Source organism: Mesorhizobium sp. LNJC391B00, assembly GCF_000502535.1.
Taxonomy (GTDB): domain Bacteria; phylum Pseudomonadota; class Alphaproteobacteria; order Rhizobiales; family Rhizobiaceae; genus Mesorhizobium.
Window position 1 is genome coordinate 1 of the sequence record NZ_AYWI01000009.1, and the last position, 13,123, is coordinate 13,123.

Annotated in this window: 6 protein-coding genes; all 6 read right to left on the bottom strand. The window is 60.5% G+C overall.

What is annotated here, in order from left to right; genetic code table 11:
- Window positions 1–1,283: 1,283 nt before the first annotated feature.
- A complete protein-coding gene (locus X750_RS144145; protein WP_023748119.1) occupies window positions 1,284–4,610 on the bottom strand; it encodes a Swt1 family HEPN domain-containing protein in 3,327 nt (1,108 codons plus the stop codon).
- A gap of 14 nt (window positions 4,611–4,624) precedes the next feature.
- Window positions 4,625–5,266: a hypothetical protein gene (locus tag X750_RS144140; RefSeq protein ID WP_023748120.1), complete on the bottom strand. Its 642-nt coding sequence runs from the start codon at window positions 5,264–5,266 to the stop codon at window positions 4,625–4,627.
- 15 nt (window positions 5,267–5,281) lie between these two features.
- Window positions 5,282–8,161, bottom strand: coding sequence for a DUF1156 domain-containing protein (locus X750_RS144135; RefSeq protein ID WP_031243179.1), 2,880 nt, complete (start codon window positions 8,159–8,161; stop codon window positions 5,282–5,284).
- Window positions 8,161–8,400: a hypothetical protein gene (locus X750_RS144130; RefSeq protein WP_023748122.1), complete on the bottom strand. Its 240-nt coding sequence runs from the start codon at window positions 8,398–8,400 to the stop codon at window positions 8,161–8,163. Before X750_RS144130 ends, X750_RS144135 begins: the two co-directional genes overlap by 1 nt.
- Window positions 8,400–11,948: a helicase-related protein gene (locus X750_RS144125; RefSeq protein WP_245271890.1), complete on the bottom strand. Its 3,549-nt coding sequence runs from the start codon at window positions 11,946–11,948 to the stop codon at window positions 8,400–8,402. The genes X750_RS144130 and X750_RS144125 overlap by 1 nt, the downstream gene beginning before the upstream one ends.
- Window positions 11,949–12,143: 195 nt before the next feature.
- Window positions 12,144–13,121: a hypothetical protein gene (locus tag X750_RS0133330; RefSeq protein ID WP_031243181.1), complete on the bottom strand. Its 978-nt coding sequence runs from the start codon at window positions 13,119–13,121 to the stop codon at window positions 12,144–12,146.
- Between the last annotated feature and the right edge of the window lie 2 nt (window positions 13,122–13,123).

Below are 13,123 nucleotides of genomic sequence, written 5' to 3' on the forward strand. Positions count from 1 at the left end.
CGGTGACGTTGAACATCACCAGCCTGCCATGACCGCCCTCTCTCAGCGAATTTGCAGAACTCTCAGCACACTACCCCACCGCATGGCGTCCAGTGTCCGAATCTGGACGGCTTTAACGGTTTATATTCCTATAGATCAGATGATTTGACCATTGGACCTTGCAGGCATGAAAATTCGTCAAGCCAGGACGGGGGCCGTTCCAACCTCTCCACTGGAACACCGTCCGTTTCTTGCACAATTGCGGATCATTCGTAATGAGCTGCAAGCCCGCAAGAGCGACCCGTGGCAAGGGCGGCTTGCAGTTCTTCGAGGACAGAAAGGGAGCGACGGTGTCGAGCGTGTCTCGACGGAAGCCGTGTTCGACCATTTGAACTTGAAGCCCGTCCAACGTACGCCCGAGGCCGGCAAACGGATAAAGGCGGTAATGTGTGGTTTAGGTTGGACTTGGGTCCGTGCTCGCCACGTAACAGCCACAGGTTCGGTAGGACGCGTGCGGGGCTACGCCAGAACTTCTTAAGGTGGGTCTCGCCTGTGGCGACCGCGACAATCGACTTTGCAAAATTGGTCGCACGGGCGCTTGGCCTTGCTCATGACGCAGACCTTACGCTTCCGCTAGGCAGATTCACGGCGGCAGCGGCAGCGGCAGTCAGTGTTCCGGTCATCAATATATCGATATCGTTCGAGCTATTGCTGGCTGCACGGACGCGGCTGATGGCTTCGTCTGGATCAATAATAGCGGCCCACCAAATCTCGGCCAAATAACCAGGATCATTGAGATAGGGGGCGAATTTCGAGGACTCTAACGGTCTGCTGTGTCATGCCGCCAATATGGCATTCAAGCTCTCTATTTGAAGGCCGAACTCCCACTACCCTCATGTGAGGCCTCAAAGTCAAAAACTGGGGGCAGAAACTCCCAGCGATGGCACCTGCACGGTTACAATGGCGGTCTTTGGCAACGGAGTGTGCTTCCCGAAAGACACCGTGGGTGAGGCCCAGCCAAGTTTTACAACGGCGCCCCATTACCTTACAGGGTAACTTTGTCAGGAAAACGCACCGGTCAGATCATCAGGCCGGGCCGTCAGCTAATGTGGCTTTTCGCACTCGGGGTGCATGCATGCAACGATCCATCGCGCTGTTTGTCTTTGCTGAGTTTGATGTCGATGTTCTTCGTCCCCGCTTTGTCCCGCGCACAAGAAAGCGACGAAGAGGCTCTCGGTAAGCCTGTTCGCCTCATATGGCTGGGATGATCGCGAACCAAATGGCATTTCCAAAGACGGTCGATATCACTCCCCTTCGAACCCATGGCTGTCGAACTTCAGCGTGCGGCTGTTTTCCGTCACTGTGCGAACCAACTGGTCGGTTGCACCGTTAGGCAGCCGAGCTTCGATCTCGATGGTCACCGTGACGTCGGCCCCGATTTGGCCAGCCAGATGGGCGATGATCTCGTCGGCGATCCGACCGGCGTCTCGGCCCGCGCGTGTGGGATCCACCCGCACCGAGCCGTGGTAACGTCGTAACTGCTGGGCAACCGGTGGGCTCGGCGTTGGATCAGGACCGCCAGGCGACGGGCGCGGCTCGTCCATGCCTCCGCCCGGCGAAGGCGTTGGAGTGGGCGAAACTGGCACCTCGGCCTCGAGCTGCCGCGCTGCTACCTCCGGTTTGACGAGAAGGCCGGCGCTGTCGGGCGCAATAGCTACGCCTTGGCCGAAACGCAATCCGCGATACCGGCCGGCCGCTTCGTCATAGTTTTCTGCATAAGCGAATGTGTCAGTCCGCCACGTCAGCAGGGCAATACCATCGCGTATCGCCTGGGCGAGAACCTCGGGGCCGGCGACGCGCGGCAGATAGAGGTAGCGGGCGAAGTCATCGACCAGTTGTCTGACGGCGACGTGGTCGCCGCGCCAGAGCGGCACCTGGTCGAGGTGCTTGCGCAGGATCGTGGAGCCGAGGCCCGCCACGAGCAACTCGTCGGCTCGAAGCTTCTTGCTTGCGCGCGCGGCCAGCACATCGCTTCCGGTGAGCCGCAAGGCCTGCCATGCAACGGGTGCCTGCGGTGTAGGTTGTTCCGGCACCAGGAGCCACTGGTAGGTTTCCGGCAGCCGAGCCGTCACGGCCCCGTCGGCCGCTTGCTTCTGTGTTTCGGCCTGACGAGCTTGGTGCGGATCCAAGTTGAGCATGTCCTTCTCGGCCACGATCGACGACCACGCGACGAATTTGCGCAGTGCCTCGTCGAGATCCTGCAGGCGCACCCTGTCCGCCGCCAGGAACACCAGTGTGTTGCGGTAGAGGCGCGGCGTGTTGCCGCGTAGTTCGAGGATCGCCTTCGCGGCGAGTTCCGCGGCGCTGCCGCCTTCCTTGCTGTAAGAGTGCTCGGCCGGCAGCACCACAAGTCGCGCATCGAGATCGTCAGGAACATCGGCACCTGAGCGTGGCAAGGGGTGTATGCGTGAGAAGTCGCCGCCACGCTTTAGATCGGCCCTTAGCCGCGCGTCCAACTCGGCCGCGATCCTGTCGGGATCACGCTTGAGCTGTTCGGCACGGTCGTCGGCCAGCTTGGTAACCGTGGGTTGCGTCGCATACCAGCTTCGCGGACCGTCCTGATAGAGATATGTGGCGTCGCGCGCGAGGCGTCGCAGAGCATCACTGAAGACCGCGGGCGTCTCCCCCGGCATCACACAGCCCAGTTTGACACGCCTATCCTCCAGCCCGCGTTGCGCAGCAGCCGTGGTCGGGGCGGAGCCGAGATAGATGGTTCGAGCCACACGCCGCGTCGCAGACAGCTTGCCCAGGTTGGGAACTTCGTTGTCGATCCTGAGTGGCAATGAATTGGGGCCATCCACGTCTTTTTCAATGATCGGCACCCAGTGGTCGGAGAGATAGCGCGTGAGCTCGAACTGGACGCGCTGATCGTCGATTGGAACAGTCGACGGGAGGATCAGCGGGCTGCGGTCACCCTTCTCCCACAAGCTATGGATCACGGCGGCCATTAGCCGCAGGACGCCACGCGTGCGCTGGAATTTCACAAGAGTAGACCAGTCGGTGTAGAGCCGGTCAAAAATTTCGGGGTGGATCGGATAGGCCGCCTGCATGCGCCTCTCGTAGTCGCCGCCCCGGCAGTCCGGCGGAAACTCGGCAGCCTGTGCTTGATAGAGATCCGCAAAAGCGCGCGCGGTGAGATCGCGCTGCTTGAAGAGCTCGCCCGCTATCGGCTCAAACAGGCGGCGACGGACGATCTCGAAGCCTTCTTCGGCCGTCGCTGGTCGCCACGACGATTCGACACGCCCTACGACGTTGCGCAACCGGTCGAGTGCCTCGCGACCACGGATGCCGCCAACCTCGACATCGTCTGCCTGGGTATGCGGCGACCCGGCGGTGTCAGATGCTGGCAGCGAGACGACCAGCAGGCAGTTCTTCGCGAGCTTTGCGGACTCGGTTAGCACCTGAGCAAAGGAGAACTGGGTCTCGAAGCCACCTGCCGGCAGGTCGCTTTGATCGTGCAGCTGCCGCGCATAGGCCACCCACTCGTCGACAAGAACAAGGCAAGGCCCGTACTGAACGAAGAGCTCGCGCAATACGTCGCCGGGGCTAGTGGCTTTCTCGTCGTCCTTGGCGACGCGGGCGAAGGCCTGCTTGCCGCCGAGCTGATACGCGAGTTCACCCCACAGCGTATTGACCACCGTGCCGTCGGGTTTGGTGACGGGATTGCCCGGCGAGATCTTGTTGCCGACCAACACGACACGCCTCGCCTTGGGCAGCGTCTTCACACCAGCCTCGGCGAGCACTCCATCGATTCCCGACAGCTCGCTAGCAGCCGCGCCGCCGAACAGGTGGTAAAGCGCCAGCATCGAGTGCGTCTTACCGCCTCCGAAATTTGTCTGGAGCTGCACGACTGGATCGCCGCCCTGGCCGGACAGGCGCTGCGCGCCGCCGACCAGCAAGCGCTTAAGGCTCTCCGTGAGGAACGTGCGGCGAAAGAACTCGGCCGGCTTGCGATACTCGTCGCTGCCCTCGCCAAGGTGCACCTGCCAAAGGTCAGCGGCGAACTCCGCCTGCTGATAACGGCCGCTGGCGACATCTGCGTGCGGCGTGACCACCTCGCGCCATGGCCTGAGGTTGCCGGCGGCCGCTGGTTCGATGAGCGAACCGCCCGCCTTGCGCTTCTCGCCGCGTACTTGTTCCTCGAAGATGAGGCGGCGTAGCTCCGTCTTCATCTTGTTGACTTCGTCGGCCTCCGGCGCCGACACAGCGGCAAGCAGGCGGTTCATGGAGTCGAGCGCCCTGTCGGTGTCGTCGCCGGAAAACGGTTTCTGATGCGCCCAACTATTACGCACGTCGCGCAGCTCCTGCACGAGTGACCGTTCGGTGCGGCCTAGCGTGCGACCGAAGATGTCGTTCCACGTCTCCCACATCAGTTTCAGAAGGCCGGCTACATCCCATTGCGCAATCGGCCTGCGACCAAGATTAGGATCGTCGGCGAAGCGGCGTACGGCATCCATGCCAACGGTATGCATCTTGACAGCCGACTGGATCTCGCGATCGACGAACGGCGCTAAACCCGTCCGCAGAAGGTCCATCCCTTTGCCGACTCGTTCTTGGTTGGTAATCGCCATATCAAGGTTCCCCGTCAAAGAAAGCGCGGATTGATCCGAAGCTTGAGCGAGCGCGGATCAGTGGGAGCGAAACGGACAGCACCTTTGCCCGCCGCGTTCATGAGGCGAAAACCTTGACCGTCGGGCCGCCAATCGGTCTCCTCTTCCATCTCGCGTAGCCACTGCACCATACGTGGAAAATGCCGGTTCTCGCCGATATTTGGGCGCCGCGGCCAGCCAAGAGTATTTGCGAGCCTATCGAGAGCTTTGCGCAGAAATTCAGAGAGCTCGACGTCGATGATCTCCCACGTGGGACAGAACTCTAAGGCAGTGTCCCATGCGGCCGCCTTGAACGCGTTTGGCGAGACGTCGTCGATGTCCGGCCTCGGAACAAGCTGCTGCCCGTCCGAAATATTCTCGTTGAACAGCTCCTCAACATCGGTATCACCATGAATATCCCGCAACTTTTCCAAGAAGCCTGTATCCTGCGACTTGCGAAGTCGCTCCTCGATCAACTTGAGGGCGGCACTAAACCGCGCTGATGGGGCACCGGAGAGCTTCGGCATAGGCTCCCCGTACACTTGAAGCCACACCTCGCCGATGGCCCGCACGGCCTTCCCATAGGTCTTGATGCTGCCCATCATCGACCCACCGTCGTACTGCTCCTGACCCCACATGCTGGTCCCCCTCGGCTAGAGCTGAAACTCGGTCTGTCCGCTCACCGATGCCGCTGCGCCCTCTCGGGCCAGGCGCACGATTTCGGGCCAGCTCTGGACGAGGCCGTTGTACGCGAGTGCTTCTGTCGCTCGCTTCTTCCGCTCAGCGAGTACGTAGAGCCGATAAGCAAGCTCGCGGGCAGTCTCAGCCCTTGCACCGAGCTTGGCGACCAGAATAGCTGCTGCACTCTCTCCCCCGGTGGCGAGCACGCGGATCAGGTGATGCACGGTTTCCCAAGCCGTCAGGCGCAGGTCGGTCGTCGGATCCCAACCAGCGGGCAACTCCTCAGGCTTTAAAAGCCGTACCTTGCCGCGCTTAGACTCGACTATGCCGGCCTCGACAAGACCGGCGACAGCTGTGACCTTCGCCTTAGAGAGTAATTCTGCTATGCCGTACTCGCCTTCAGCGAAGCCGTACTGCTCAAACCAAGCAAGCGCCCAACGGCTGTCGGCTTCAAAGTCCCCCTCCTGTTCGGCAAGTGCTTCGTCGAGCGTGGCATTGATCAGAGCCAATGCCTCGCGCACGGACACGGGCTTCCCTTCGGCATCCAGTACTTGGGCGAAGCGCGTGTAGACAGCCATACCAGGGCCGATGGCAGCCTGCGCCAAGTCGACGGGTGCGATGTTGCCAGCTTGGAGGTGCCGGAGAGCGAGTGGCAATTCGGCCTTCAGCGACGCGGCCAATTCGCGCCGAGTAGCAATGGGCGCGTTGGCAGCGCGGGGGCGGCAGACGAGGATAATGCTGGACGCAAGGGCGTTGGTCCCAAACTCGATCATACGTCCCTGCTTCTCTGTTCGCATTGGCCAAGTTCCGCTGATGGCAAACCCAGCTCGGATCACTGCATCCAGAAAGGTATCCCAGCCAGTGCTGGCAGTTCCCTTCTTGTCGTCTGTCTCGGACTGCTTGAACGCGTAGTAGATCGTGACCGGGAAGGCCGGGTGCCCCTGGTCGCTGAGTCGGTGCATCGCCCGCGTCATCCCCTCGAGGAAGAAGGATTCCGCCGCCTCCTTACTGCCGTGCCGATGGGCAGTCGCAACCAACTCCTCGACCTTAGGCACCGCTACGGTCGAAAAAAGCTCTGGAAAGACCGGCCGCATCGATCGACGAAGCCAAACATAGAAGAAGTCCGATAGGTCGGCGTAGCCTATGTTGTCATAGTAAGGCGGATCGGTAGACACCAATCGGTCACGTGACAGAGCTTGTGTGCTGGCGTCGGCTTGACTGCCATACCCTGGGAGTAGGGAGACTTCGAGATTTGCGAACACATCGCTCACCCAATCAATGCCACCAATCCAATTTCCGCTCATCTTCTGTAGTGGACTGATTTCGATGAAGTCCCAAGACATGGGGACTGACTGTCGAGAAAATATCTGAGCGACGCTGCCGCCTAGCATGTTCCAATGGCAAATTGAGTTATTGTAGCTCGCAAGCCGACTCAGAGCGCAGCTCAAATAGACGCTTACAGCATCCGCGTAAGCACTTGCAGTTAGGCCGCCATCTCGTAGCGGCTTGCCGTCATCGGACTCGCCCCTGGCAACGGCATCACGCCTCACACGATCGTGCGCTTCTTCAATTAGATCGGAGAAGGTTGTCATCGCGACCAGCTGTCGATCGGTGAAAAGGTCGCCCCATGAGGTCAACCCGTATGGCGTGCAGTTGCCACCAGTCATCCGAGTGGCGATCTCGCCCCCTGGCCGCCAGCTTGGCTGGGCCCGTAGCGCCGCCGCCTCCTGTTCTTTTGTTGGGGCCAAGTAAAGTCGGCCGCGGGGGCCCTCGGCTACGATAGCCATCAGTCGGGCCCCCATCCGACCGGCCTTCCCCTCGGTCTTAATGTAGTCGCCTGAGATAGGGGATTCGGACATTAGGCATCGGAAGTTGGCTCGCGAGAGCTTCGTCCCGTTCTTTGCCGCATCCGGATCATCAGGCTTGCCTACTTTCACTGTGAAGCGATATCCGTCGGCCTCGACGACGGGTTCCACATACGCCTCCTTCCCGGCCTTGACTGCTAACATGAACGTGGACGCGAGCGGCACGTCGACGTTTGCGAAGGCCGGGTTCGGGCTTTTCACCGTGCGTGCCCACAAGCAGGCGATGACGGTTAGCTTCTGGCTGATATACGGTTTCAGGTCAGGCCGCTCCGCGATCATCTCCGCAGTGATTTCGATCTTCGGATAGAGATGCCCGATCCGCTTTTCGGCCTCGTCACGCATCCACTGACCATAGTAGCGGACATCTTCGGCCAGCCCTTGGGCGCCCTTCCAGTGGACATGTAAGTCCCGTGTCGGGTTAACCGGGGGCTTGCCCGCGAACTTCGGCGGGATCTCGATCATCGCCTTGTTGATCAGCACGGCGACCGGGTTGAGGTCACTTGCGTAACTCTCCAGCCCGAGCCGCTGTGCTTCCAGCGGTAGCGCGCCGCCGCCGGCGAACGGATCATGGAAGGCCGGTAGCCGGTCGCGGTCGAACAGCTCCTTCGCACCCGGATGGTCGGCGTTCTCGGCGCAGGCGCGCCGCCAGCTCGTCCAGATTTCCTCGCGCGCCTTCTGCAGTACCGTCTCGTTGGTGGTGTTCTCCCATCGCACCAGCTCTTCAATGATGCGAAACAGGCGTTGACGCTCCTTCTCCTGCTTTGCTTCGGTCGGGAACAGATCTGGATACGACGAAGGATCGTCCACCATCTGGGCGAATATCACTGCGCGTGCCGCCGCCAAAGGCCTGCGGGCCCACCAGTAATGCATGGTCTGCGGGTGCCCAGGTCGCGGAACTGCCTTTTCGTCTCTCGCCGCTCGGTTTATTGCCTCTAGCGGCAATGTCACCTCAATGAGTTTCTTACGGGTCTTGGCTGGATCCGACATCAAGCGGCCTCCTTCAGGAACTTGCAGCAGAAGTCGAGCGAGCGGATTTTGAGATCCTTGCCGGAGCCGAACCAGACCCGTTCGAGGCGGGCGTCGGCACCTGCCTCACGGCTGGCGCGATAGTCCTCGTCGGTAACTCGGGCATCTTCGAGAACCGCCTCAATGCGCAGCCAGCATTCTGGCCATTCCTTCCGCTCGCCAACGAAGGCCATGTGGTTTCCAAGGAGATCATGGCTCATCAGGCAGGTTCCTTTCCCATCGCGATCAAATCGCGCAGGTTGTAGTTCACGCTTGCTGCGTGGAAATCCGGTTCAGCCCTGAAGGGCTTGCGGATGTAGTGAACGCGATGTCGTTCGCCATCTAGTTCGACGATGGCCAGGATGAAATCATCTGGCTTGTTCAGCGAATAGAGGATCTCGTTCTTGGTCACGGTGACCGTGTCTGCGCCTGCGACGCGCCCTTTGACCTCGAGGAAGCGCAGCCGGCCCGTGCCGGGGATGGCGCTCTCGATATCATAACCAAGCTTCTCCAACTCCCGATCGGTTGGAACGAAGCCGAGGCCGCGCTCGATCTCCATGATGATCTCACGCGCACGGGCTGCTGCGACCTGAGTGTCGACCGTCACCTGTGGAATTGTCGTCAGTTTGCCGCTCATCACATTGATCAGCCCGACCGGCACGACCAGCAAGCCGCCGAGCGCAACAGGCGGCAGCGGCGCCAGTTGACGTTCGCGCTTGATGTCTTCCATGCGCTTTTGCAGCCGAGCCTGGAGGTCGTCGGCGCGCTTGCGGGCCTCACCGGAGTTGAGCCGCGCATTGGCCTTGCCGGCGCGCTCCTGCTCCTTCAACTGCTCGGCACGGAAGTCCCAGTAGTTGATCTCTTTGGTAAGGCGGTCTTTCACCGCGGCCTCGGTCTTGTCAAGGAGCGCCAGCTTGCGGTCGCGCACCTCGGCGAGATGCTCGGGCACCACCTCGGAAATGGCGTGAGACTGCGCCCGCGCTTCCAAATCGCGATTGATCCAGTCGCACTCAGGCCTGGCAAGTATCCCATCCACGACTGGTTCGCCGGCAGCTAGTGGCCGATAGTCGAGGTATGGCGCATAGTTCAGGTGGCGGGCAACTCCGTCCAACCCGATCTCAACGAACAGAAGCCGTTTGGACACGATGCGTCGCTCACCGCTCTTCGTCACGCTGGCGTCCTGGATTGCGTGTTCAAGGAAGAAAAGCACGCGAGGCGTGACGCCGAGATCGCGCTCGTCGACGAGTACGGTGCCGCGCCGCAAAAGGTCTCGGTGACGTTCCAGCGTTAGGTCTATAACCGAGTTGAGCAGCGGATGACCGGGGCATACGAACGCGGCCATGGGCTGTCCCTGTGGCGCCACCATCGACTTCTCGAAGGCGATACGCTCATAGCGCGGGAGGACAGGCTCGCCGACGCCGATCAGGCGATCCCGGTTGCGCACTGGCGCCGGGACATGTGTGATCTCATAGCGTTTGGGCTCGCGCTGCTTGACGGCGCCGCCTAGACGCTTGAAGGCTTCGAGGAAGAAGGACTCGACGTAGTGGGGCTGCAGGCGACGTGCGTCCGCCCTTTCCATTTCCTCGCGAATGCGATGGACACGCGAAACATCCATAGAGTCGTGCGCAAGGGCGTTATCCTCCAAAAGGCTTTGCAGCGCCTTCTTGTCGAAGGCATTTTCGACGACCGTGGTGAGCCGCGCGCGCACCTCGGGCTGCTCGCCATAGCGGATGGCGTCGATCAGCAGCTCGCGCAGCGGCCGACCCTCGAACTGCAGCTTGCCCAGGACGTCAAAGACCTGGCCGCCAAGCGCAATGCGCGCCTGCTCCAGCTTCTCAAGAAGCTTGCGGTAGACATCGCCTTCCCGCGTTTCCTCGGCGACCAGGTTCCATAAGTGGCACACCTCAGTCTGACCGATGCGATGTATGCGCCCAAAGCGCTGCTCCAGTCGGTTGGGATTCCAGGGCAGGTCGTAGTTGACCATCAGATGCGCGCGCTGCAGATTGATGCCTTCGCCCGCCGCGTCGGTCGCCAGCAGCACCTGCACCTCCGGGTCGTGACGGAACGCTTCCTGGGCTTTCATCCGCTCCTCACGACCCATGCCACCGTGGATCATGACGACGGCCTGCTCCCGGCCGAGCAGCGTTGCTATCCGACCCTGAAGGTAGTTCAACGTGTCGCGATGCTCGGTAAAGATGACGAGCTTCTGGCGCGGTGACGGTGTTGGCTTTGGTGGTATCGGCACGCCCGCGTCGTATTCCGATCCCTCTTCTGCCAGATCGTTGGCTATAGCTGCAGGCGTGAAGATTTCGCCGAGCAGTGAAGCAAGTTCACGCCATTTCTTGTCTTCGCCGCTGCGCCGGATCGACATGGCGAGGGTCTCAAGCCGTTTCAGGGTCTCGATCTCGATCCGAAGTTCTTCGATAGAACGAGCTGCAGTGGCTTCGTCGAGCACCTGTTCCTCGACAGCTTCCATTTCCGCATCTGGCGCGTCTTCGAAATCGTCTACGTCCTCGCGGTCGAGCACCGGTACATTGGCCGCGATGGCGTTGCCGAACTGGCTACCACGTTGCAGGATTTCCAGCTCACGCATGCGGCTTTCCAGTCGTTCGCGCCTGCGGCGCAGCGACTGGTAGATCGCCTCCGGCGACGAGGCCAGACGGCGCTGCAAGATAGTGAGCGCGAAACCCACAGTTCCAGCGCGCTTGTCGTTCTGCAGAGCCTCGGCGCGGTTGAACTCCTCACGCACATACTCGGTCACTGCCTTGTAGAGCGCCGACTCTGCGTCGGACAGCTTGTAGGGAACCGTGTAGGCGAAGCGCTGCGGAAACAGCGGGGTCGCGTCGAACTTGAGCAAATTCTCTTTGACCATGCGACGCATCAGATCAGAGACGTCAGCCGCGTGGACGCCGTCGCGGAACTTTCCCTCGAAGCGGTCGCCGTCGAGCAGCGCCATGAAGAGCTGAAAGTCCGCCTCCTTGCCGTTGTGTGGCGTTGCGGTCATCAGCAGGAAATGGCGGGTCAGCGACGATAGAAGCTGCGCCAGGCGATAGCGCTTGGTGTAATTGACCTCGCCACCGAAGAAGGTGGCCGACAGCTTGTGTGCCTCGTCGCAGACGACTAGGTCCCAGCGGCAGTCAGGCGCCTGAAGCTTGTGCTGCACGTCCTCATTGCGTGCCAGCTTGTCGAGTCGCGCAATGACCAGGTTGGTTTCGAGGAACCAGTTGCCGGTCCGGGCCGCTTCAAGCTTGTCGTTGGTGAGTATCTCGAAGGGTAGGTTGAACCGGCGATAGAGCTCGTCCTGCCACTGCTCGGCGAGGCTACCTGGGCACACGATCAGGCAGCGCTGGAGATCGCCGCGCGCGATCAATTCCTTGATCAGGAGGCCCGCCATGATGGTCTTGCCGGCGCCAGGGTCGTCCGCCAGCAAGAACCGCAAAGGCTGGCGTGGCAACATGCTTTCGTAAACAGCGGTGATCTGGTGCGGCAACGGTTCGACGATCGACGTGTGAACGGCGAGTACCGGATCGAACAGGTGCGCGAGATGGATGCGCTGCGCCTCGGAAACGAGCCTGAACAAGGCGCCATCGCCGTCAAAACTCCAAGGTCGCCCTTCCTCGACGATCTCCAGGTCGACCTCACGGTCGCGGTAGAGGAGTTCGTTACCGACCTTGCCAGTCGGATCCTTGTAGGTCAGCTCGATCGCACTGGAGCCGAACCACTGCACGCTGACGACCGTGACCAAAGCGTTGGGCAGCACGCCGCGCACGGAGCAATTTGGCTTAAGGTCCTCTAGGACAGCTACCAAGCATCCCCCAATATTTTTCTTTTGGCTGAAATCGAGCTTGTGACGATGTCATACGGCCACGCGTAACAATACACTAGAGCGAAATGAGCTTGCGATTCTGATGACGCACAACGCGGACCCTGCGAGGCGGCAGCGTGATTTCTCGATGCTACGGCCTCAATTGGTCCACGTGGGCAAATGAACGCCCAGATATCCAATCTCTATCGTTCGCCGATCGTCGTGCACGATGAGGTGGATTCTGTTATGCCGATCGATCCAAACGTGTTTTTCGAAGACTGCCATCTCCCCCGTCTGGGAGCGAAAGCGGCGCTGATTGCCATAGTTTTGCATAGTGAGGTCGCTCTCGTTTCGGATCTCCATGCTGCCCGGATCGGGTCGCGCGCACTCCATGTCGCGCCAGCGGCGTACCATGTCATCAAGCTTTGCAAGCCGTTTGAACGCCAGATCCATATATTCTGCCGGGAACCGAGCCACCTGTTCTTCGATATCACTGCCCCACTCCAGATACGGGAATGTAATTGCTCGTGAAGCCATGAAATTCCCACGGCTGATTTCCCTCCGGGCTCCGGCAAGCCACCGCTCTGCGATTGCTCCAGCGTGAGTCGTTGTCGAGGCGTGGTCTAGCACCAAGATCTGCTCACCGCAGCGCACCTTAGCCAGGTCAAAGTCCCAGTCTTGCCCCCTGAAACTGACCAAGGTACTAGCAGTCACTGCGCACTGCATCGCTTCAAGTCCGGCACGGCGGACTGATGCGAGCACCGCCTCGAAACCCTCAACTGCGCCATCAGGCGCCAGCTTTAAGATTGCCTCGACGGTGTCGTCATCCAAGTCGCGGTCGGCTGGTTCGTACATCATCAACGCATCGAAGTAGACAGCAAGATCATAAGTCGCCGGCGATTCGTAAAGGCTCGCTGCCGCCTGTCCAAGAGTAACAGGCGTTGGGGGAGCGCCAGGAAGTTCACCAATTTCTAAAAGCCATGCGTTTCTTGGCAATCGGAGAGGTCGAACATCACCACCGACATGTCTATCTAGCTCCGAAATTGTTTCTAGCATGCCCTTAACAAGCTGTGCCGCAATGCCCAAGTCGACGGCCGGGGCTGGGATCGACGCCGGATTGAAAACGTAGCTTGTCATGA